The organism is Zwartia lucis, from assembly GCF_965234455.1.
In the GTDB taxonomy this organism is placed as follows: domain Bacteria; phylum Pseudomonadota; class Gammaproteobacteria; order Burkholderiales; family Burkholderiaceae_B; genus Zwartia; species Zwartia lucis.
The window spans coordinates 695,780-716,592 of the sequence record NZ_OZ248472.1; the positions used below are offsets into that span (position 1 = coordinate 695,780).

At 48.8% G+C, this 20,813-nt stretch carries 22 protein-coding genes; 12 read left to right on the forward strand and 10 right to left on the reverse strand.

Going from position 1 to position 20,813, the window contains the following annotated elements:
* Positions 1-51 precede the first annotated feature (51 nt).
* The 10 genes from AC8GE9_RS03330 (at position 52) to AC8GE9_RS03375 (ending at position 9,114) form a co-directional block, all read left to right on the forward strand.
* Positions 52-1,026: a Bug family tripartite tricarboxylate transporter substrate binding protein gene (locus AC8GE9_RS03330; protein ID WP_506675687.1), complete on the forward strand. Its 975-nt coding sequence runs from the start codon at positions 52-54 to the stop codon at positions 1,024-1,026.
* A 1-nt stretch (position 1,027) separates the two neighbouring features.
* On the forward strand, positions 1,028-1,861 hold the full coding sequence (locus tag AC8GE9_RS03335) for a phytanoyl-CoA dioxygenase family protein (RefSeq protein WP_506675688.1): 834 nt from the start codon (positions 1,028-1,030) through the stop codon (positions 1,859-1,861).
* A 63-nt stretch (positions 1,862-1,924) separates the two neighbouring features.
* Positions 1,925-2,689, forward strand: coding sequence for an SDR family NAD(P)-dependent oxidoreductase (locus AC8GE9_RS03340; RefSeq protein WP_506675689.1), 765 nt, complete (start codon positions 1,925-1,927; stop codon positions 2,687-2,689).
* A gap of 66 nt (positions 2,690-2,755) precedes the next feature.
* Positions 2,756-3,742 carry a Bug family tripartite tricarboxylate transporter substrate binding protein gene (locus tag AC8GE9_RS03345; protein WP_506675690.1) on the forward strand — a complete coding sequence of 329 codons (987 nt, stop codon included), beginning with the start codon at positions 2,756-2,758 and terminating at the stop codon, positions 3,740-3,742.
* 10 nt (positions 3,743-3,752) lie between these two features.
* The gene (locus AC8GE9_RS03350) at positions 3,753-4,790 is read left to right on the forward strand and encodes a Bug family tripartite tricarboxylate transporter substrate binding protein (RefSeq protein ID WP_506675691.1); all 1,038 of its coding nucleotides are present in this window, start codon (positions 3,753-3,755) and stop codon (positions 4,788-4,790) included.
* A gap of 33 nt (positions 4,791-4,823) precedes the next feature.
* Positions 4,824-5,789: a Bug family tripartite tricarboxylate transporter substrate binding protein gene (locus AC8GE9_RS03355; RefSeq protein ID WP_506675692.1), complete on the forward strand. Its 966-nt coding sequence runs from the start codon at positions 4,824-4,826 to the stop codon at positions 5,787-5,789.
* Between the two features lie 52 nt (positions 5,790-5,841).
* Entirely contained in the window at positions 5,842-6,081 is a 240-nt protein-coding gene (locus tag AC8GE9_RS03360; RefSeq protein ID WP_506675693.1) for a hypothetical protein, read from the forward strand.
* A gap of 2 nt (positions 6,082-6,083) precedes the next feature.
* Positions 6,084-7,538 (forward strand): amidase, encoded by a 1,455-nt coding sequence (locus tag AC8GE9_RS03365; protein WP_506675694.1) that lies wholly within the window; start codon positions 6,084-6,086, stop codon positions 7,536-7,538.
* A complete protein-coding gene (locus tag AC8GE9_RS03370) occupies positions 7,538-8,254 on the forward strand; it encodes a cysteine hydrolase family protein (protein WP_506675695.1) in 717 nt (238 codons plus the stop codon). Before AC8GE9_RS03365 ends, AC8GE9_RS03370 begins: the two co-directional genes overlap by 1 nt.
* Positions 8,254-9,114: an HpcH/HpaI aldolase/citrate lyase family protein gene (locus AC8GE9_RS03375; protein WP_506675696.1), complete on the forward strand. Its 861-nt coding sequence runs from the start codon at positions 8,254-8,256 to the stop codon at positions 9,112-9,114. Before AC8GE9_RS03370 ends, AC8GE9_RS03375 begins: the two co-directional genes overlap by 1 nt.
* Before the next feature lie 89 nt (positions 9,115-9,203).
* Here AC8GE9_RS03375 and AC8GE9_RS03380 read toward each other — a convergent pair whose 3' ends face one another.
* Both AC8GE9_RS03380 and AC8GE9_RS03385 read right to left on the reverse strand, forming a co-directional pair.
* Positions 9,204-10,184 (reverse strand): Bug family tripartite tricarboxylate transporter substrate binding protein, encoded by a 981-nt coding sequence (locus AC8GE9_RS03380; RefSeq protein ID WP_506675697.1) that lies wholly within the window; start codon positions 10,182-10,184, stop codon positions 9,204-9,206.
* Positions 10,185-10,280: 96 nt separating this feature from the next.
* Positions 10,281-11,288, reverse strand: a complete 1,008-nt coding sequence (locus AC8GE9_RS03385) for an asparaginase (RefSeq protein ID WP_506675698.1) — start codon at positions 11,286-11,288, stop codon at positions 10,281-10,283.
* A gap of 137 nt (positions 11,289-11,425) precedes the next feature.
* Between AC8GE9_RS03385 and AC8GE9_RS03390 the strand changes: the two genes are divergently transcribed.
* Complete coding sequence (locus tag AC8GE9_RS03390; RefSeq protein WP_506675699.1) at positions 11,426-12,100, forward strand: isochorismatase family protein; 675 nt, start codon at positions 11,426-11,428, stop codon at positions 12,098-12,100.
* A 46-nt stretch (positions 12,101-12,146) separates the two neighbouring features.
* Here AC8GE9_RS03390 and AC8GE9_RS03395 read toward each other — a convergent pair whose 3' ends face one another.
* The 8 genes from AC8GE9_RS03395 to AC8GE9_RS03430 form a co-directional block, all read right to left on the reverse strand.
* Positions 12,147-13,007, reverse strand: coding sequence for a GntR family transcriptional regulator (locus AC8GE9_RS03395; RefSeq protein WP_506675700.1), 861 nt, complete (start codon positions 13,005-13,007; stop codon positions 12,147-12,149).
* Between the two features lie 9 nt (positions 13,008-13,016).
* Positions 13,017-14,303 (reverse strand): TRAP transporter large permease, encoded by a 1,287-nt coding sequence (locus AC8GE9_RS03400; RefSeq protein ID WP_506675701.1) that lies wholly within the window; start codon positions 14,301-14,303, stop codon positions 13,017-13,019.
* Positions 14,296-14,835: a TRAP transporter small permease gene (locus tag AC8GE9_RS03405; RefSeq protein ID WP_506675702.1), complete on the reverse strand. Its 540-nt coding sequence runs from the start codon at positions 14,833-14,835 to the stop codon at positions 14,296-14,298. Before AC8GE9_RS03405 ends, AC8GE9_RS03400 begins: the two co-directional genes overlap by 8 nt.
* Positions 14,836-14,850: 15 nt before the next feature.
* Positions 14,851-15,840, reverse strand: a complete 990-nt coding sequence (gene dctP / locus AC8GE9_RS03410; RefSeq protein ID WP_506675703.1) for a TRAP transporter substrate-binding protein DctP — start codon at positions 15,838-15,840, stop codon at positions 14,851-14,853.
* Positions 15,837-16,748: an isocitrate lyase/PEP mutase family protein gene (locus AC8GE9_RS03415; RefSeq protein WP_506675704.1), complete on the reverse strand. Its 912-nt coding sequence runs from the start codon at positions 16,746-16,748 to the stop codon at positions 15,837-15,839. Before AC8GE9_RS03415 ends, dctP begins: the two co-directional genes overlap by 4 nt.
* Before the next feature lie 78 nt (positions 16,749-16,826).
* Positions 16,827-18,203 carry an acyclic terpene utilization AtuA family protein gene (locus AC8GE9_RS03420; RefSeq protein ID WP_506675705.1) on the reverse strand — a complete coding sequence of 459 codons (1,377 nt, stop codon included), beginning with the start codon at positions 18,201-18,203 and terminating at the stop codon, positions 16,827-16,829.
* Positions 18,200-18,505, reverse strand: coding sequence for a DUF4387 domain-containing protein (locus AC8GE9_RS03425; RefSeq protein ID WP_506675706.1), 306 nt, complete (start codon positions 18,503-18,505; stop codon positions 18,200-18,202). Before AC8GE9_RS03425 ends, AC8GE9_RS03420 begins: the two co-directional genes overlap by 4 nt.
* A 192-nt stretch (positions 18,506-18,697) precedes the next feature.
* The gene (locus AC8GE9_RS03430) at positions 18,698-19,693 is read right to left on the reverse strand and encodes a HipA domain-containing protein (RefSeq protein WP_506675707.1); all 996 of its coding nucleotides are present in this window, start codon (positions 19,691-19,693) and stop codon (positions 18,698-18,700) included.
* Between the two features lie 109 nt (positions 19,694-19,802).
* Between AC8GE9_RS03430 and AC8GE9_RS03435 the strand changes: the two genes are divergently transcribed.
* Positions 19,803-20,789: a Bug family tripartite tricarboxylate transporter substrate binding protein gene (locus AC8GE9_RS03435; protein ID WP_506675708.1), complete on the forward strand. Its 987-nt coding sequence runs from the start codon at positions 19,803-19,805 to the stop codon at positions 20,787-20,789.
* Positions 20,790-20,813: the final 24 nt, after the last annotated feature.

The window sequence follows — 20,813 nt, forward strand, 5'->3', positions numbered from 1 at the left end:
GTGATCGTGCATCACGTATCTTGTTCGAGACTAGTTTTCCGGGAGGAATGCATGAAAAATTTTTTCAGTATGACCGGTGGGTTTTTGATGTTATTTTTTGTACTCAATCCTCTGCCTTCCAGCGCACAAGCTTGGCCGGAAAAGCCTATTAAACTCGTCATTCCCTTTGCAGTTGGAGGTGTTGTTGATTACATCGGGCGCGAATTGGCTCAAGCGCTTTCAGTTAAGTTGGGAACGCCGGTCATTGTCGAGAATAAAGGCGGAGCTGCTGGGGTGATTGGCGTTGATCAGGTTGCAAAAGCTGCTCCAGATGGATACACGCTGTCTTTCGCCAATGGCGGAGCGATCGCGATTATTCCTCATGTGCAAAATACAATGCCTTATGACGCAATCAAAGATTTGATCCCGGTCTCGCCTGTTGCGAGTGTGGCCAACGTGTTAGTTGTGCCAGCCGCACATCCAGCGAAAAATCTAAAAGAATTGATTGAAATCGCACAGAAAAATCCAGATAAGCTTAACTATGGATCTGCAGGGATGGGTTCCTCTGATCATATGGCGACATTACAGCTCATCAATATGACTGGAATTAAGATGACTAACGTTCCTTATAAAGGAGGAGGCCCAGCAATTATTGACTTAATTGCTGGAAACATAGATCTCATCATCTCGACTTTCCCCCCAGCTATTGGTCATATAAAGTCTGGAAGGTTGAGAGCGTTAGGCGTGACTTCAAGCAATCGTCTTGAGATCTTGCCCGATGCGCCGACGATTGCTGAGGCGGGTGTGTCAGGTTATGGTTCTGATGCATGGTATGGGATTTTTGCACCAGCTAAAACGCCCATTGATATAGTAGATAAAATCAATACAGCAACGCGGGATGTACTACAAAATAATCCCGGACTTCGCAAGCGACTTGTCGAATCTGCTGCCACTGCAATGATTCAAACGCCAAGTGAGTTTAAGCTCTTTGTGCAGCAGGAGTCTGATAAGTGGAAAAATCTACTTCAAACTTCAGGAGCAAAATAAAATGAATTTTTCACTGTCGTCAGAAAAAGTAGAGGCCTATCACCGCGATGGTTTTTTTAGTCCTGTCGATGCGTTTACCGAGCTTGAGGCTTCGATACATCGTGCCAAGCTTGAGCAATTTGAAGCCACTTTGCCAGTCGGTCCAGTTTCTCGAATGAATCGAAGAAAGCTTCATGTACGCTTACCTTGGATGCGCGACTTAGTTGAGGATCCAAGAATACTTGATGTGATTGAAAGCTTAATTGGTCCTGATATTTTAATTTACAACAGTACTTTTTTTATTAAAGAAAAAAATTCTGATGCGGTCACTTACTGGCATCAAGATGGTACATATTTCGGCCTAGAACCTCATGAACACGTGACGGCTTGGGTCGCATTTTCCAATGCCTCTGAAGAAGCCGGTTGTATGCAGTTTGTTCCTGGCAGTCATAAGCGTGGACCTGTTAAACATGTGACGATTACAGGCGGAAATAGTTTGAATAATGTCGCACAGGGTGTTGATGAAGATTTTTCTAAGGTAAGAACCGATACTGCGCCTTTAAGACCGGGTCAGTTTTCTTTACATCACACAAACGTGATTCATGCGTCAGATCCAAACATGAGTCATGACAGACGCATCGGTGTCGGTATTAGTTATATTCCAACACGCCTGACAAAGAAAGGTGTTCGGGCAAGTGCGACCTTAGTTCGCGGCACGGATCGTTATGGAAATTTTGACTACGAGCCCGACCCTAGAAAAATGAGTGATGATCAGGCGAAAGAGGCACATGAGATCGCCTATGCAAGATATAGAAATAGTTATGAGGAGCAAGCGCAGCGCGCGACGATTGCTTAATTTCAGCATTGATTATCCGGGTACTCATTTCGCTACTTTTAATTAGATTTCATTGGTGGATTTATGCAGGATTTGACTGGAAAAGTCGTAATCGTAACGGGTGCTTCTACACCCTTGGGCATTGGCTGTGCAATCGCAAAACGATTTGCCCAAGCGGGGGCCAGTTTGTTTCTTGTCGCTGAGGCTACGGCAGCGCAATTGGAGGCAGTATCGGTTGCGTGTTCGGGATATCCGAATGCGGGTCGTATTGAATCGGCCTTGATCGATCTCGGTGAGTTACATGCGGCTGAACAAATGATTGAAAAAGCTGAAAAGATTTTTGGACGCGTAGATATACTCATTAATAATGCCGCTGTTCGCTCCCCATATGAGTTTGGTGAGTACACGCGTAGCCAGTTTGATCAATCCATAGCGGTTAACTTGGCAGCTCCCTTTTTTGCAAGTCAAACTGTCGTTCCATTGATGCGTCGACAAGGAGGAGGGCGCATTATCCATATCGCTAGTCAACTTGGACATGTGACGTATGCGCAGCGTGCTTTGTATGGATTGACTAAAGCGGCTCTGATTCATTTAACGAAATCGATGGCCTATGAACTTGGCAAAGACAATATTATTGTGAATGCCATCAGCCCCGGGCCCATTGCAACTCAGGCGACACTTAATCGAGATCCAGAGGTGACGCGTAAGCGAGTTGAGCAGTATTTGCCCTTAGGTCGAGTAGGTCAGCCTGAGGAAATTGCAGATTTAGCGCTTTACCTTGCAACAGACAGTCCGGTTTTTTTACAAGGTCAAGATATTGTCATTGATGGTGGCTACACGATTCATTAATTTAATATGGCGCTCGCTTAATCATCTCCATATTATTTTTTTACAACTTGAGTGTCGGGGAACAGCATGAAATTGACTTTTGGTGGTTTTAGAGTTTTGATGGTCGGAGCGATATTAAGTGTTCACTCAATGCTTGCTATCGGGCAAACAAGCGAATACCCCCTCACGCAAATTAAGCTTGTTGTTCCTGTTCCTCCAGGTGGAGCTGCTGACTTTGTTGCGAGACTGATTGCTCAAAAAATGAGTGACAGTATGAAGCAAATAGTCGTTGTTGAAAACGTTGGCGGTGCCACTGGGACGATTGCCGCAGCACAAGTTGCTCGCTCAAAGCCCGACGGCTATACCCTGTTGCTTTCCTCCAGTACGACGCACGCGACGGCGCCCGCCTTTTTTAATAATTTAACTTACGATCCGATTAAAAGTTTTTCTCATCTTGGCTTGATAGCAACAGTCCCTGCAGTTGCAGTTGTGCATAAGGATGTGCCCGCCAAAAACATCAAGGAGTTGATTGAATACACGAAAGCAAATCCTAATAAGCTCAACTATGCATCCTCAGGGAATGGAAGTCCCTTAAATTTTTGGGCAGAAATGTTTAAAATTTCAACCGGATCTTCTCTTCAACATGTACCGTACAAGGGATCTGGGCCGGCTGTTGTTGATCTTATTGCCGGAAGGGTTCACGTGATGTTTGATGGACTGCCTGCACAGCTAAGTAATATAAAGGCTGGCAATACAAGGCCGTTGGCTGTTTTGCATCCAGAGCGTTTAGGGTCATTGCCTGAAACACCCACTATGGCTCAAGAAGGATACCCAGATGTTGTAGGTGGTCTTTGGTATGGTTTTTCTGGTCCCTCAGGACTTCCTCCCGAGGTGGTATCGAAACTAAATAAAGAGTTTGAACGTATCTCCAAGCTACCTGAAATTATCGAGGCTTTTAATTCTCGCGGGGTTTTGGTGACTCATTTGGATTCAACGCGTTACGTACAATTTATTGTTAATGAGAATGATAAATATAAAAAGATTTCGCAGCAGGCTAACGTTAAAGATCAATGAGTCAACGGTATTGTCTAATACGAAAGCAATTTTTTTATTAAAAAGGGACATCAAAATTAAAAAAAACCTCTTAGCATCGTTACGCACTGTGGGCTTAAGCAGCCTCACTGCGTTAGCTTTACTGCCTCATTCGTTTGCGCAAGCGCAAGCCGCTAACTACCCAAACAAACCCATCACGATTGTGGCGCCGTTTGCGGCGGGTACGCTCACGGATATATTGACGCGTACCGTCGCCAATAAACTCGCGATCGCCTTGGGTCAACCGGTGATTGCAGAAAATAAGACCGGCGCAGACGGCAACATTGGCGCAGCCTTCGTTGCCACGGCACCTGCAGACGGTTATACCTTATTAGTCGGTGCCACGAGCATCGGCTCGATCAACGTGTTGCTGCACAAAAATATTAAATACGATCCGCAGCGTGATTTTGTCGGCATCACCAACCTGATCAGTGTGCCCAACGTATTGGTCGTGGGATCGCATGTGCCTGCCAAGAACCTCAAAGAGCTCCTGGCACTCCAAAAGCAGAAAAGCTTTAGTTACGGCTCAAGCGGTGCGGGCGGCAGTATGCATCTGTCCGGTGAAATCTATAAAAAAATGGCCGATGTAGAGATGGTCCACATCCCCTACAAAGGCACAACGCCTGTGATTAATGACATTATTGGCGGTCGCGTTGAAATGATGTTCTGTAACCTGCCGGTCTGCTTGTCCTTGATCAAGTCAGGAAAATTAACCGCTCTCGGTGTCACGTCCGCGACGCGTTCCTCGCTCTTGCCTGACGTGCCAACCCTTGCCGAGGCAGGCTTGCCAGGCTTTGATGTTAGCGGCTGGTTTGGTTTATTTGCTCCAAAAGGCACACCTCCAGACGTTGTCGCCAAGCTCAATGCCGAAACGGTCAAGATCTTGAACGACCCTCAGTTCAAAGCAGAGTTCTTGAGCAGAGGCGCCATCACGATAGGCGGCTCGTCAGAGGCCTTTACAAAATATGCAGCCGACGAGCGCGTTCGCTGGGGCAAGATCATCGAAGAGGCAAAGATCACGTTGGACTAGATTAATTTTTTCATAACCGAATGGAGTTTTGTCATGATTCGTCGTTTGTTATCAATCTGTTGTCTTGCAATAGTCGCGTTAATGAGCATGCCGGCCACTTCTTTTGCGAATCCGGCTTGGCCCACTTCTTCAATCCATATTGTTGTTCCGTTTCCACCCGGTGGAAGTAATGATGTCATAGCCAGACGTTTGGCAGACCGCCTAAGTAAAGCGTTTGGTCAGACCGTCGTCATTGAAAATAAAGGCGGTGGGGCAGGTACGATTGGCTCGCAAGCAGTGGCGATTTCAAAGCCAGATGGGTATACCTTTTTATTCATTTCAAGCTCGCTCGCAACTTCAGCAGCTGTTCAAAAAACACCGTATGACCCCCCAAAAGCGTTTATGGGTGTAGCCCAAGTCGCACGTTCACCCTTTGTTGTCCTCACCAGTAAAGATTTTCCAGCCAAAGACATCAAAGGTCTGATCGCGTATGCGAAGGCCAATCCCAGCAAAATTAACTTTGGCAGCGCGGGCTTAGGTGACAGCACGCAAATGGCGACTGAGCTCTTTAACGAAACCTTTGATATCAAAATGACTGCCGTACCTTACAAGGGAATTTCGCCGGCTCAGATTGATCTGGTGGCGGGACGTCTTGACATGATTATCACGACGATTGCATCGATTAAGGGTAATGCTGCAGATAGTCTGCCTAAGCTTGCTTTTACCGGAGCGAAACGTGAGCCAGACTTTCCGAGTGTTCCAACAGTGATGGAAGCGACAGGCACGCCGTTTGAGGTAGACGTCTGGTGGGGACTGTTCGCACCCGCAGGCACGCCACCTGCGATCTTGCAAAAGATGAATGCCGAGGTGAACAAGATCGTAAATAACAAAGAGTTTGCAGACTTTCTCAGTAATGTGGGTGCTTCTCCTGCTACGGGTACGTCAGAATCCTTGCAGCAACTCCTCGTCAAAGACCTAGAGCGTTGGCGTGCGATTGCCAAGCGTGCGGGTGTGCAATAGGATGGTTTCGTGGCTGAAAGCCATTCGCTCGAATAATCATAGGAGACACTAAATGAGTGATCGTGCGCACCAGGCTGACATAGCGGCGATACAAGCTGCTTTGCTTCAAACCAGTGAACTCTTGCACGGAATTGTTTCTCGCTCTGACATCAAGCAAATTTCTGCGGAAGTCTTGCGACTCAATGAGGCTGTGCGGCGCGGTGCCACAGGCCGCATTCAAAGCGGAGATCATCCTCAAGACTTTGCAATGATGCTCTTGGCTGAGGCAGATGATACGAATCGGATGAGTTGAATATGAAGCAAATAACTTTAAATCAGTCGTCGGACATTTTGGAAGCATCCATCGCTGAGGTGGGTGCGCGCCTAAGACGCAAAGAGTTCAGCTCCGAAGAACTCACACGACACGCACTCGATTGTGCAGTGCAGACGCAACCAACGCTCAATGCGTTTATCGCTATCTCTGCCGACAGTGCGATCGCGCAGGCAAAACAGCTCGACCTTGAGGCAGCCTCAGGGAACTGGCGCGGGCCGCTACATGGCATTCCTCTCGCACACAAAGACTGCTTTGAGCGTGAGGGTCTGCCGATGACGGTAGGCTCCAAAGTCACGGGTACGGATCTTGGTCGAAAGACTGCCTCTGCTTTGCAAAGGTTAAACCAAGCCGGCGCAGTGGATTTGGGTCCGCTGAATATGAATGAAATGGTTGCGGGACCGACTGGTCAAAATCCGCATTTCGGCAATTGTTGTAACAGTTGGGATCCTGAGCGTATTTCTGGTGGGTCGTCGAGTGGTTCTGGTTCGGCGGTGGGCGCAGGCGTCATTTATGGTGCGCTAGCCTCTGATACGGGTGGCTCCACACGATTGCCTGCGTCGATGAATGGCGTGTTTGGAATGAAAGGAACGTATGGACGTGTTTCTCGCGCCGGTTGTTTCCCCAGGGCGTTCTCGCTCGATTGTGTGGGGCCCATTGCACGCTCCGCCGAGGACTGCGCGATCTTGCTTCAGGCCTTAGCAGGCTGGGATCCGCTTGACGCCTCTAGCATCGATGCGCCAGTGCCTAATTATTTATCCGTCATCGAGCGCGCAGGTCTGGGAAGTCGTTGGGCAGTTTTGGAGGGGATTGCTTCTTATCATCCAGAGATTGATCGGGTCTTTGAGTCCTTCATTGAGTCGATTCAAAAAAGATTCGGAAACGTTGCTCGTGTTCGCTCTAATGAGATTGCGACGTGTTATGCGATGGCCGATATCTTTTCCAAGGTTGAGGCGGCGACTTTACATGGCAACTGGATGCGAGAGCGACGCGACCTCTATTCGCAAGCCGTTTTTTCCAGAACAGAGCCAGGTCTGCATGTACCCGCTGTGCGTTATCTAGAAGCGCTTCAGATGCGTGCAAAGATACTCCATGAATTTCTGCATGGCACGATGCGCGATTTAGATATTCTGGTGTGTCCAACTATGCCCATCCCTGTTCCTACGCATGAGGAAGCTGACGTTGAGACGCCTGGTCGGGTATTCGGTGTGGTGACGGCGTTGACCCCACTCGTTCGTCCCTTTAATTATCTAGGGCTTCCCTCACTCACCATGCCCATCGGCGTCGATAGCGCTGGTATGCCGATTGGTGCTCAATTGGTCGGCCGACCTTTTGCTGAGGCGCGTTTACTTTCGGTCGCCCATCAGTTAACTGCAGACATTGGGTGGAATCGTTTAGAAAATATGCAAAGAGCACAGGCCTTAAAGGAAAAAAAATAATGAGTATGCTTTGGGAAAGGTTTTTAACAGAAGAGGATAGAGCTGTACTGGCTCGTGGAAAATTTGGTCGCCGCATGGGGTTTGGACAGCAACCCGCAGTCTTGGTGATCGATGCGCAGCGCTATATGGTTGGTGCTGTGGAGGATGAGAAAAGCTGGCCTTCAAGCTGTGGTGGAGTGGGACGCGAAGCGATGCGTCACATCGCGCAGATTGTGCAGACTGCCCAGAAAGTAGAAGTCCCTTGTATTTTTACGCGCTTTGAAATTGATCCCTCGGGCGTTGACATGGGGGTTTATCGTCGCAAGAGGGATTTATTGGATTCAGATAGATGGTGTCTGGCAGGTACTTTGGGCGCGGAGCTTTCACCACTGCTCGCGCCAGCAGCACGGGACTTAGTTTTTGTTAAAAAGAAACCGAGCGGATTCCATGGCACACCACTTTTAGGTTATCTCATTGACCGTGGCATCGATACGATCATCGTGGTGGGTGGCGCAACCAGTAATTGCATACGAGCAACCGTCTTTGATTGTGCGTCGTTTAACTATCGAGCCATCGTGCCGCAAGAGGCTGTGTTTGACCGCATCCCAATTTCACATGCGATTTCTCTCTTTGATATGGATCGTCAGTTCGCAGATGTGTTGCCTACTTCTGAGGTCATTGACTATTTGTCAGCGTGTCAGGGCGGACGATTCGACCCGAGTGTTTCGATCAAATGATGCGAAGCAAACTGTTTGTGCCTGCGTCCCGTCCTAAGCTTTTCGCTAAAGCAATGGCTTCGGCCGCTGATGCGATTTCCTTTGATTTAGAAGACGCTGTGGAGGAAGGAAAAAAAGGTTTTGCGCGACAAGCGCTGGTTGATTTCTTTGAAAAGAATCAGACGCAAAACACTAAAGCTATTGTTATCAGAATCAATGCAATCGATGCGACGCATTACGCTGCGGATCTCGAGGCGGTCGTTTCTTCTGCGGTTCAGATCATTAATTTACCAATGGCTGAGTCAGCGGCCGCTATCCGTGATCTAAGCGCGCGTATGAGCCAGCTTGAAGCGGAAAGGCGGATTGCGCGTCCAATTGGAATATTAGTCAATATCGAATCACCCAAAGGGCTACGTCAGGCGGCAGAATTAGCGCTTGCGGATCCGCGTGTGGTGGGTCTGCAAATTGGCTTTGGAGATTTGTTTGGTCCCTACGGGATTGAGTCAGGCGAGGTTTCTGCGACGCAAGTTGTGAGAGTCTTAGTCAAAATGGCAGCCTCTGAGGCGGGCATAGATGCCTATGACGGCGCCTATGTGGATATTGCTAATCCTGACGGGTTCACGCTTGATGCGCAGGCGGCCTATCGCTTGGGATTTGCAGGTAAGAGCTGCATTCATCCCTCTCAAGTGGGCTTGGCGAATGCGGTGTTTGGACCTTCTGAGCATCAAATTCAGCATGCACTGCGAGTGGTTCAGGCCGCTAGAGAAAATCTTGCCAGAGGAGTCGGTGCTTTTGTCGTGGATGGGCAGTTGGTGGATGGTCCACTCATCACTCGGGCTGAACGATCTGTTTCGTTAGCGCGCTTAGCAGGTTTGCTTTGACGGCAGGTCAATACTCATCTTTTGGATGAGCGTGAATCAGTATCAAGCGCCCATAGGATTGCGGCACTTGATACCTAAAAGAGCTGTGGTTATGCCGCGGATGCGCCCGTTGAGCGTACGACATCGCCCCACATCTTGATTTCGGCGGCAACAAAGGCTTTGAATTGGTCAGGGGTGCTTGCTTGGATAATCGCTGCTTGTGCTGCAAAGGTCTCCTGCACATCTTTCATTGCTGCGACCGTCGCGCAGGCCGCTGAAAGCCGCTCCACAATTGCTCGCGGAGTTTTAGCCGGAGCAAACAAGCCATTCCATGACGTAATTTCAAAATTTGGAATACCTACTTCTGCCATCGTTGGAACTTCTGGCATGAGCGCTAAGCGTTTGGGTGAGGCGACGGCTAAGGCTCTGAGCTGACCGGACTGAACGCTTGGAATAGCGGATAGAGCGGTTTTGAAACCAAAGTCAGTAATACCTCCGATTGTGTCCGTTAACGCAGGCGCTGCGCCCTTGTAAGCGATATGGGCGATATCAAGTCCAAACCGTGTCTTGAACATTTCACCCGCGAGATGGGGCGTTGTGCCGACGCCCGACGAGGCGTAGTTCATTTTGCCAGGACGTTCTTTTGCAAGTTGGATGAGCTCCTGCACAGTTTTGACAGGTAGCTTAGACGACGAAACAAGGAGAGCTGGTGCAGAGGAAATATTGGATATGGCTTCAAAATCTCTGACTAGGTCGTAGCCGGGATTCTTAAAGAGTGACATATTGATGGCGTTCGCTACGGTACCCAAAAAAAGCGTGTAGCCGTCTGCTGGAGACTTGGCTGCAAGTTCTGACCCAATATTAGAACCGCCTCCAGGCTTGTTTTCAATCACAATCCGTTGGCCGATAATTTCCATTAGCTTTGCTGAAACAATTCTAGCGGTCACGTCAGTTGAGCCGCCAGGGCCGAAGGCCACAATTAACTTAATAGTTTGGGAGGGCCATTTTCCAGTTGAGCTCTGGGCAAAAGCGGGTGCTGAAATCATTGCGCCTAGCGCAAGTCCGGCTTCTATAAACTTTCTGCGATCCATTTGATGCTCCTGTTTAGTGTAAAGTAAGTGGATTGATACGGTGGTGATTGTTGCCTGTGGTTTTTTTTGTTTACGTATGAGTAAATAATATACCTGTTAGTACTGATCAAACATACGTTGTATCTCAGCAGAATCATTTGTTTTCGTCAACGCAAATGCGAGCAGGATTCTTGCTTTTTGTGGGTTGAGGTTGTCTGCACGAAGGAATCCGGCGTCAATGATTTTGCTAGGACCAAAGGTGCGTCCTGAACCAGCGCGAGAAGACATGACGACCTTTACGCCCGCTGCGACCGCTTCTTTCATGGCAATGTTTTCCTCAGGGGACATTAATCCCGGCGCAAATGCCGCACCAATAATGCCCTTGGCTCCCGCTTGGATGAATGCTCGGGTGGCAAGGCCATCGCTGCCGGCATAATGGTAGGCAATTTCGACTCTTGGTAGTTCGGCAAGATGGCCAATATCGAATTCAGTGTCGGGATTATGACGTCGTAAGGATTTTCTGTAGAAAACGACACGATCTCCGTCTGCGTGTCCCAAGACACCTACGTCTGGAGATTTAAATGTCTGAAGTCTGGCAGTTGAGGTTTTTGTGACTTCGCGTGCGGCATGGATTTCATCGTTTAAACAGACGAGTACGCCCATTCCCCGTGCCTCTGGACTCGCGGCGACCCTGACGGCGTTAAAGATGTTTCTTCCTGCATCTGAGGAAAGTGCGCTTGCTGGTCGTTGTGCTCCAGTGATCACGACCGGAATATCATGATGCAGGGTAAGACTTAAGGCGTATGCGGTTTCCTCTAAAGTCGCTGTTCCGTGCAGAATGACAACGCCACTGAGTTGTGGCGTGGTGAGAACAAACTCGTCAATCATCAACGCCAATTTTTTCCAATGTGGAAAAGACACCGCAGTTGAGGGGAGGGTGTCAAACTGAACGGGAATGATATTTGCAATAGATTGAGCTTGTGGAAATTTATCCAACATCTCATTGGCATTTAATCGCGTTCCTGTCGCGGTGTACTCAAAAAGATCTAGCTCGCCATTAGCGCTAAGGGTGGTTAGGGTGCCGCCAGTGCTGATTAAAGCGATTGTAGGTAGCGTATCGGACATCGTTTATCTCCAAATAAGTTATGCGGTTGCTAAAACATTAAAAAGTTAAAAACTCAGTGTTGACGAAGAGCTTGCTTGGTTGAGGCGCGAAAGATACTATTGTTGATGTATCTTTTTTCTAAAGTTAAGGAGGCTTTATGGACAAACTTGAAAAATGGCGTGGCTACGTTCCCGATGAAGAATTAGAGACTTACCGAAAAGGTGGGTTTGCCCAACGAATCGGAATGGGAGAGCGCGTTGCCTTATTGAACATTGACACCACGCATATGTTTGTTGATCCATCGTATTCGATGTGTGGTCGGGATATGACAACAGTCAAGAATTCTCTGATTCAACTGACGCAAGCGTTTCGCCGCTTGGATCTGCCCATCTACTACAGCCGCCGTGATGATCGAAGTCATCCAACCTATCGCGGCGCGTGGAACTACAAGTTGGCTGAGCCGGACGCTTTTCAGTACACCAGTGATCCGCGTGCTGACATCTGGCCACCAGAGTATGCGCCACGCCCGGTCGATCGTATTATTCTTAAAAACAAACCCTCGTGCTTTTTTAGTACGCCTCTTGAGGCCTTCTTGCGTTACGACAAAGTTGATACGTTGATCATTTGCGGGATTTCTACCTCTGGTTGTGTGCGTGCTGGCGCAACAGATGCTTTTTCGCACAATTTTCGAGTGATCCTCGCGGATGAGGCCTGTGGAGACAGAAGTCCCCAAGCGCATAAAGCGAATATGTTTGATTTGGATATGAAGTTTGCGGATGTGGAGTCGATGGATTACGTGCTCGCAGAGTTGGATAAAAAATTTGGAAAATAGATCAATGCTGTGAAAGCATTGACTTAAAATAAATCGGATGTGAAAGCTAGGGCAACGCATGAGGCGTTGCCCTTTTTTTTGTACCACTGCGCTCAGAATTATGGATGCTTTTAGTTGAATTTTTGCTCTTTAACGTCGACCAGACATTGCCTTTTGCCGATTGTGTCCGTTCAAGATCTACGCCGTACTGATAGATGTCCGGACGATATTGAACGGAGATCCATTCGACGGGTCGATCTGACAGATCGTAAACAATTCTGTCTGAGATTAGAAGCGCCTCTCCTGGTTCGATATGCAAAGCGCGCGCGACTGCGGGCGTTGCGTTTTTGGCGCTAATGACTTGTTCTGCCCGTCCAATAATGATGCCGGCCGTCTCCAACAACTCTAACAAGGATTTGCTGGACATTTGCTCAGACTTGATTTGACGCGTGACGACTTGCGGCAGATACGTGACAGCGAAGGAAAATGGGATCCCGTCTAAGCTCCTCACCCGAACAGACCATAAAACAGGTTCTCCGCGTTTGACTTTTAGTGTGCGGGCAACCTCGTCTGTCGCAGCGATAGTCTCGTGAGAGAGCAGCTCGACTGTTGTTGAGTCACCCATCCTGCGGTTGTTTTCAATCATGCCCTCAACACCAGCCAGAAGGCGGGTGCTTGGTCGATAGGCAGCAACGCGGGAGGCCTTGCCTTGTTGGCGACTAATTAGGCCGCGCGCAGAGAGTTCATCCATTGCGCGACGCGCTGTAATGCGCGAGACATTAAGCTCTTTTTCAATCTGACTCTCACTCGGGAATAAGCTGCCTGGCGCAAAGATACCGTTTTGAATGCAGTCCCTTAGGTGAGAATAAATTTGGTGATAGAGCGGCGTCGGTAGAGACTTGCTGACGTTAAAGTTAGACCATTTCATACGTAGTCATTATGTGAGCCCTGGGAGCCAAAGAACAAGCTGAGGGAAGAAATAAATGAGTACCATCAGAAACAGATAAAGTCCCCAGAAGGGCATGGTTCCGCGGATGACACTACTGAGTGATTCGCCCGAAATATTTTTTATCACGAATAAATTCATGCCCATCGGCGGGGTGACTTGTCCAAGTTCAACCAATAGAACAATGAGGATTCCAAACCATATGGGATCAATGTTGTAGACATGGAGTGAGGGCAAAAGAATGGGCACGGTAATGACCATCATGCCCATACTATCTACAAAACATCCAAGAATCGTGAGTGCTAAGACTACAAATAGTAGAAACATTTCTTTTGAAATGCCCGCTTGTGTGACGCCCTCTGAGATCTCCTTTGCGATTCCAGCCAAGCCAATTGCGTAGGAGAACAAAAAGGCTGCATACACAACAAACAGGATTGATCCAGTCGCAATAACGGATTTCCGTATGGCACGGCGAAGCGTTGAAAATGACATTTCGCCCCAGATCTTGGATACTAACCAAGCGATACAACAGCCGAGCGCGGCGGCTTCTGTTGGAGTCACAATCCCGCTGTACAGACTTCCCATCAGCAGGAGGATCATCACTCCGAAGGGCATGACGTCATTGGCTACGGCCAGCCATGAGATGGACGATCCAGAGTTGTCTTTTGGCGCGAGGCTAGGGTTAAGGACAGCGCGTATGCCAATGTAAAGCATAAAGAGTCCAGTCAAAACTAAGCCTGGGACAATGCCAGCCAAAAACAATTTGGCGATCGATGTTTCGGCAAACGTGCCGTAAACAATCATCGCGATTGAGGGCGGAATGAGAATGCCGAGTGTACCGCCTGCCGCCAAGGTGCCAGATGCGAGGGACATATCGTAGCCCCGCTGGCGAAGCTGAGGGACGGAAACTGTGCCGATTGACGCTGCGCACGCGACGCTTGAGCCACTCACTGCCGCAAAGACGGCACAGCCAGCAATATTCGTTTGTAGAAGCCCACCAGGCAAAAAACGTACAACCTGAGAGAGTCCTCGAAATATTCGTTGGCTCAAGCCGCTTTCAAGAAGAATCTCTGCCATCAAGATGAATAAGGGGATTGCAGTTAAGGTGAAGCTATTCATGCTTCCCCAGCTCACCAGGCCTAGGGATGTGAGGCTCGGTACACCACCGGCGTGCAGGAGGTATGCGAGCGCGGCAATTCCGACAGCAAACGGGATCCACATCCCGGAAACGAGGAGTCCAACAAAAAGAAGTAAGAGAGGAATTGTTGCATTATCCATTGAGAGCCTCTTTTCTGTTGGTCTTAAAAACCATCTTGTAATCGTTGATCACGTGGACGACAAGAACAAGAGAGGTTGAGCATGCTCCGACTACCATTAGCAGTTGAGGTATCCAGATTGGGGTCCGCAACATTGTTAGCGCAGAGATCTCTTTTGCATGGGATCGCGTGACGAGACCCCAAAAATGCCACAGGAGTAAAAGCATGAATGCGAGCGTCAGTATATCGAAGACAAACTGAAATCTTGCTCGGTTGATCGGTGATAACCAATCGTAAAAAGCGTCTACACGAAAAAGAGCTTTTTCGTGTAGCGCTATCGAGAAGCCAAAAAAAGCAAGGCAAACTAAGGCATAGCCGCCAAGCTCGTCTACAACCAGGATTGACCAATTGACCGACCAGCGCAAAAGAGCGTCTAAAGAAATACAGACTGCTAACGCACCAAGTACGAGCTCACAAATAATGAGCTGCAGGTTCGTGAGCTTTCTTACTAGACTTGCAAATTTGCTTTCGTCGAGACTGGCATCCACGGGCATTCCTTCCGAATTGGATTATTTATTTAACGCAGTGCGAACTTTTTTAAGTGCCTCGACTGCTTCAGGGCCGCGCTGTTTTGCCCAGTCATCCCAATAAGGTGCCATTTTCTTTGTGGCAGCTGCTATTTGCTCAGGAGTCGCTTCGTTAATTACCATTCCCTTGCTTTTCAACATTGCCGTCACTTCAGCTTCCTCTTTGCCCAGTTGATCCGTCGTGGACGGTGCTAATTTCCGTACAGCTTGTCGAATTTTTTGTTGATTTGTGTCTGACAACTTATCAAAGGCTTTTTTGTTGACGATATACACGCCATCGAAGTAGTTAACGCCTAGGCGGTAGTTGTACTTCAGCAAGTCGCCCCAGATTTTTCCGCCTCCTGCACTCGCTGTAAATACACCGTCGATTGTTCCGCGCTGAAGCGAAGGAGGAACCTCAGGTGCACCTAAAGTGATAGGGACACCGCCAAAACGCTTCACAAATTCTGCTTGCTCGGGCGAGGTGACTCTGAATTTTTGTCCAGAAAATTCTTCGAGATTACCCAGCTTCTTTGTTGTGAAAGCCACTTGAAAAGGGAACACGAAGCGTCCTAGGACGATGACATCTTGCTTTGCAAAGGCTCTATCGATATAGGGCCGCATGATCTCTTCGGCTTTATCGAACTCCGCTCTGCTGCTAATCAGCATGGGGAGTCGTAGAACGCCTGCTATAGGGACCGCGCCCAAGAAAAATCCGTCATCACCAAATTGAACGGTGCCTTCACCCGTTGCTTGAGTAATGTCCGAGGACTGTATCGGCAGCGAGCCAGCTAAATTCAGCTTTATTTTTACTTCGCCATTGGTATCTTGTTCGATAGCATTGATGATGCGTTTCAACCCCTGAACGTTTGCGAGTGCTTCAGAAGGTCCAAACGTGTAGGCATTCCAAGTGGTCGCTTGTGCGTGGCTGATCGATTGGCCAGCCAAGCAAATCGTCAGGGTCGCAAAAATAGTGCTGAGTTTCATTTTCATTTCTTGTCATCCTTAGAGGTGTAATTGTTTTCTAGTTCAATGAAAGCAGGGTATTCAAAAAGATTCCACAACCCACGGTGGTCAAGCATTTGATTCGACATGGATTTTGTGGATCCTGTCTTGAGTAACTCCGTATATAAGGTATTGCCAATTGAGGCAAAAACGCGAGTAATTGAATTTGGATAGATCGCGAGTCCGTAGCCCAGCTCTTCAAGCTTCTTGGCGGGTAGCATCGGTGTTCTGCCACCTTCCACTTGATTGGCAAGGGTGGGTGTTTCAATCGCCTGATTGAGTAGACGCATTTCCTTCACACTTTCAGGTGATTCGACGAAGGCGACATCAGCTCCAGCCTCGGCATAGAGGTTGGCACGTTCGATCGCGGCTTGGATGCCCTCGCTTGAGCGTGCGTCGGTGCGCGCGACAATGACCGTTTGCTCATCCTGACGCGTATCGACCGCTGCACGAATGCGACCGACCATCTCCTGAATAGAGACGATTCGCCGACCGGGTTCATGTCCGCAACGTTTGGGCCAGTCCTGGTCTTCGATTTGAATGCCGCTCACGCCAGCGCGCTCCATCTCTCGAACAGTACGCATAATGTTCAGTGGGCCACCATAGCCTGTGTCGGCGTCAGCAATCAGTGGTAGTGACGTGACATCACAAATGCGCTTGGCTTGATCAAGGATTTCAGCAAAGGAGAGTATGGCAATGTCTGGAGCCCCGAGTCTTGTGATGGAGACCCCAGAACCCGTCATGTATATGGCTTTTGCACCAGCTTGTTCAGCGAGTCTGGCCGTCAGACAGTCGAAAACGCCTGGAGCAATGAATAGTTTCTTTGAGGCCAACAGGGCTCGAAGCGTTGCATTTTTTCCGCTGTGAATGCCCAGCGATAGTGGCATATCTTTCATGCTGTACCTTTTTTCTTGGCTAAAGTAATTGCGGCAAGGACTTCGTCGCAGGTATGAGTTGGATATCGTGCTTTAAAGCTAAAGTGTTTCTATCGTGACGGGAAATAGTTCGCGATGATCTGGAGCAGGCATAACGTGATACGCAGAAAATCGATATGCCTTTCCTGCGGCTAATTCTGGTGGAGTGAATGGAAAGGCGAGGTTGCCGCCAGTACATTGGCGTCCACTAAAGCCCTGGTGTAGCAAGAACTGTTTGAAGGTCTTTGCGGCTGCAAGCGCTAGGTCTGGAGTTTGTGCGATGACCTCTATGAGAATAAATGACTCACGTACTGCTTGTGAAATATTCTTATCTTGCTGTGGATATACACCGTCTATGCCATAGAGTCTCGGGTAGATTTGGTAATCGCCCGGAACGAGTGCTCGAGTCGTTGCTTCAACAATTTCGATCAGCTCGGGAAGTCGCGCAATGACCTTGGGATCAGCCGTTCCAGCGAGTAAGACCGCGCGGTGACCCACCAACATGCTTGCTTCGACTTTGATGGTTGTATGCGTTGCCTCTGTCCATGTCGCGCCCGTTACATAGGTGCGTCGTTCATCCAGCGCTCGGTAGGTGGCCTGATCAACCTTCAGTGTGCCGTCTGGCTCCGTGAAACTGATGGGATCCGCTTGCTCATACAAACTGTGCGCCGCTACGGAAAGAGGTGTCGCACGACGATCTGGGTTCATACTTTCTAACTCAAATCCCTCGGCATCTAGGGTCGCGAGCATTGCGTCACGGCCGCCTGGCTCGCAGCAAATTGAGGTGCATTCAATAATTTTCGCCATGTGCATGACGTTGGCCATATTGAAACCTAACATTTTCGGTATCGCAGCAAAGACGGCTGTGTCACAGGCACGGCCCGCAATAATGACGTCCGGCTCAAGTGCGAGCGCCTGCTCGAAAGGGGCACAGCCCATTTGCCCGACGATATGTGTGCTTGCTTTAAGATCCTTGGCGGTGACTGCGAGATCGCCTCCGAGTGCGTGGAGCGTGTTGGCGTCCAGTGCTTGGATCACGCGATCTGCTTTGAGATCTGATCGAATGGAGGCGAGACGAAAATGTAGTTTATGTTCCGCTGCAATGGAACGAATCATAGCGAGCGTCGCATCGAGATGCGGAGCGGCACCTGAGGTACCTGCGGTGCCTATGATGAGAGGAATATTGAGGCTTCTCGCTGCAATGAGTACGGCAGCAAGATCCCCTCTGGTGATGGCCGGGCTCGTCGCCATTTCGCCCGAGCCCAAGTAGGCTGGGCCAGGATCTACCGATCCCATGTCACAGCCAATGAAGTCAGGCTTTCTCGCCAGCCCAGCCGCTAAGGCTTTGAGGGGTATACCGTAGCCGAGCTGACCAGAGGCGGACAGCACACGTAGCGTGCTAGGACGACGCTTAAGTAGAGATTGGACTGCGCTCATAGCTCTAGTCCTAATAAGGGTACGTGTTGTTGGGCTCCGTAAACATCGCGATCTCCGGGGGTGCCCGACACAATTTTCCGAGGTATCGCAATTTTGATTGCGCGCGCAGCGTCATAGGAATTGATGGATATTTTTTCTGCTGGGGTGTTGTAGAGGCGCCCAATCGTCTCGGCGGTGAGTGCGCTCGAGCTCAGTGCTCTCTGATAGCTCTCCTCGCTCGGGAACATTAAATCAAAGGAGAGGGTGAGAGGGCCAGCATTTTTACTACGAATGACGGTAGCGAGATCCTGAAGTTTTGTCATTTTGTTATTTATCTGAATGAACGTTCGTTGAGGGAGTGTGCTCAGAATGGCGAAACGGTTTCACATCAATTTGATCTGATATTAACTTGTTATAACAAGCTGTCAAGTGGAATTTTCATAGCTTACTAGATGACCAGTGCGCGCATCTGTTCTTTATGAGCGTTTGCTGTGTGGATGAAACGAGGTCAGGGTCTAGGCAACTTGTTTTGCCATGTGTTTAATCACGACATGCAAAATCGTTCTGAGGCATCTTGACTCCCCCGCCATCGATGCCGGTACGTAAGGTTGTCGGCTGAGTAGCTTGGTATTTGCATCCTCGTATTCGGCATAAAGCGTTTCAGCTGCTTGGACGATACGACCGCGAAGGTTTTCAATGAGTCGTTGTGCGGTCGCTGTTGCAAGACCCAACGCTAAGCCGGACTCAAGTAACAATCGGCGGTCGATCTCAGCAAAGCGTCTGACGCCCATGACGGGCCATGCCAAGGGTGTTTGTTCTGGCCAGCCTTTTTGGTCAAACGCAATAGATTCATAGGCGGCGATGCTCAGGAGATCATAAAAAGGTGTGAGCTGAACGCCTTGGGCAGAGACCATAAAGCTTAGATTTTTAAGGTGTGCATCGGTGTTGCCAACTAGCACGTTAAAAATGAGCCATTCAAATAAGCGAGTACGAGCAATAGCTGGGCTGCGGCAAGCCTTTGCTAACGCTGCCAAATTTTCGATATTGCCTTGAATATATTTAAAGCTTCGGTCGAGCCCGAGTAATTGACACGCATCGATGACGTGTGTGCGGTGCCAACCATGCTGATCTGCAAATCGATCAAAACGATCGATGAGATAGACCGGCGAAGGAACGTAGCGACGGTGAACGTTTGGAACGTTGAGTCCTTGTCGCTTGGCCAAGCACATCACAAACCATTCGTTAATCACAGAATGGGGATAATCCTCATCGGGGTGATCGGGCTTAAGAATGTGTGTAGAAGGCGTTGCACCGACAGGTTCAAATAAGGCGCCATCTTGCAAGACGACAGCGAGTTTATGTTGAGCACCCGCGAGTGACATACGTTTAGTCGCAGCATGGGTGAGCGGTGCTTTCGGTAACAGCCGAATTCTCTCCTCGAGTGACTCATCTGATAAAGGCTTTAAAGGCTCTGTAGTCTGAGGTTCGGCACCTGTCGGCAACAAAATCAAAGAACCGGCAGACTCGGCGCCCTACCAAGCCAAAAGACCAAAAGCGTCTGCTGTATCAAGACGTGCATCATCAGCTAGTAACGTGCGCTGTCCTTCTTCGGGGAACAGCATGAAATTGACTTTTGGTGGTTTTAGAGTTTTGATGGTCGGAGCGATATTAAGTGTTCACTCAATGCTTGCTATCGGGCAAACAAGCGAATACCCCCTCACGCAAATTAAGCTTGTTGTTCCTGTTCCTCCAGGTGGAGCTGCTGACTTTGTTGCGAGACTCATTGCTCAAAAAATGAGTGACAGTATGAAGCAAATAGTCGTTGTTGAAAACGTTGGCGGTGCCACTGGGACGATTGCCGCAGCACAAGTTGCTCGCTCAAAGCCCGACGGCTATACCCTGTTGCTTTCCTCCAGTACGACGCACGCGACGGCACCCGCCTTTTTTAATAATTTAACTTACGATCCGATTAAAAGTTTTTCTCATCTTGGCTTGATGGCAACAGTCCCTGCAGTTGCAGTTGTGCATAAGGATGTGCCCGCTAGAAATATCAAGGAGTTGATTGAATATACGAAAGCAAATCCTAATAAGCTCAACTATGCATCCTCAGGGAATGGAAGTCCCTTAAATTTCTGGGCAGAAATGTTTAAAATTTCAACCGGATCTTCTCTTCAACATGTACCGTACAAGGGATCTGGGCCGGCTGTTGTTGATCTTATTGCCGGAAGGGTTCACGTGATGTTTGATGGACTGCCTGCACAGCTAAGTAATATAAAGGCTGGCAATACAAGGCCGTTGGCTGTTTTGCATCCAGAGCGTTTAGGGTCATTGCCTGAAACACCCACTATGGCTCAAGAAGGATACCCAGATGTTGTAGGTGGTCTTTGGTATGGTTTTTCTGGTCCCTCGGGACTTCCTCCCGAGGTGGTATCGAAACTAAATAAAGAGTTTGAACGTATCTCCAAGCTACCTGAAATTATCGAGGCTTTTAATTCTCGCGGGGTTTTGGTGACTCATTTGGATTCAACGCGTTACGTACAATTTATTGTTAATGAGAATGATAAATATAAAAAGATTTCGCAGCAGGCTAACGTTAAAGATCAATGAGCCAAGGTTCGTATCCACTACGAC

Excerpts from the sequence above, each read along its gene's own strand:
- AC8GE9_RS03415 (WP_506675704.1), bottom strand. The coding sequence starts at position 16,748 with ATGAAAGATATGCCACTATCGCTGGGCATTCACAGCGGAAAAAATGCA.
- AC8GE9_RS03345 (WP_506675690.1), top strand. The coding sequence starts at position 2,756 with ATGAAATTGACTTTTGGTGGTTTTAGAGTTTTGATGGTCGGAGCGATA.
- AC8GE9_RS03385 (WP_506675698.1), bottom strand. The coding sequence starts at position 11,288 with ATGTCCGATACGCTACCTACAATCGCTTTAATCAGCACTGGCGGCACC.
- AC8GE9_RS03365 (WP_506675694.1), top strand. The coding sequence starts at position 6,084 with ATGAAGCAAATAACTTTAAATCAGTCGTCGGACATTTTGGAAGCATCC.
- AC8GE9_RS03370 (WP_506675695.1), top strand. The coding sequence starts at position 7,538 with ATGAGTATGCTTTGGGAAAGGTTTTTAACAGAAGAGGATAGAGCTGTA.
- AC8GE9_RS03375 (WP_506675696.1), top strand. The coding sequence starts at position 8,254 with ATGCGAAGCAAACTGTTTGTGCCTGCGTCCCGTCCTAAGCTTTTCGCT.
- AC8GE9_RS03400 (WP_506675701.1), bottom strand. The coding sequence starts at position 14,303 with ATGGATAATGCAACAATTCCTCTCTTACTTCTTTTTGTTGGACTCCTC.
- AC8GE9_RS03395 (WP_506675700.1), bottom strand. The coding sequence starts at position 13,007 with ATGAAATGGTCTAACTTTAACGTCAGCAAGTCTCTACCGACGCCGCTC.
- AC8GE9_RS03420 (WP_506675705.1), bottom strand. The coding sequence starts at position 18,203 with ATGAGCGCAGTCCAATCTCTACTTAAGCGTCGTCCTAGCACGCTACGT.
- AC8GE9_RS03435 (WP_506675708.1), top strand. The coding sequence starts at position 19,803 with ATGAAATTGACTTTTGGTGGTTTTAGAGTTTTGATGGTCGGAGCGATA.
- AC8GE9_RS03340 (WP_506675689.1), top strand. The coding sequence starts at position 1,925 with ATGCAGGATTTGACTGGAAAAGTCGTAATCGTAACGGGTGCTTCTACA.
- AC8GE9_RS03425 (WP_506675706.1), bottom strand. The coding sequence starts at position 18,505 with ATGACAAAACTTCAGGATCTCGCTACCGTCATTCGTAGTAAAAATGCT.
- AC8GE9_RS03360 (WP_506675693.1), top strand. The coding sequence starts at position 5,842 with ATGAGTGATCGTGCGCACCAGGCTGACATAGCGGCGATACAAGCTGCT.
- AC8GE9_RS03355 (WP_506675692.1), top strand. The coding sequence starts at position 4,824 with ATGATTCGTCGTTTGTTATCAATCTGTTGTCTTGCAATAGTCGCGTTA.
- AC8GE9_RS03330 (WP_506675687.1), top strand. The coding sequence starts at position 52 with ATGAAAAATTTTTTCAGTATGACCGGTGGGTTTTTGATGTTATTTTTT.
- AC8GE9_RS03380 (WP_506675697.1), bottom strand. The coding sequence starts at position 10,184 with ATGGATCGCAGAAAGTTTATAGAAGCCGGACTTGCGCTAGGCGCAATG.
- dctP (WP_506675703.1), bottom strand. The coding sequence starts at position 15,840 with ATGAAAATGAAACTCAGCACTATTTTTGCGACCCTGACGATTTGCTTG.
- AC8GE9_RS03390 (WP_506675699.1), top strand. The coding sequence starts at position 11,426 with ATGGACAAACTTGAAAAATGGCGTGGCTACGTTCCCGATGAAGAATTA.
- AC8GE9_RS03405 (WP_506675702.1), bottom strand. The coding sequence starts at position 14,835 with ATGCCCGTGGATGCCAGTCTCGACGAAAGCAAATTTGCAAGTCTAGTA.
- AC8GE9_RS03335 (WP_506675688.1), top strand. The coding sequence starts at position 1,028 with ATGAATTTTTCACTGTCGTCAGAAAAAGTAGAGGCCTATCACCGCGAT.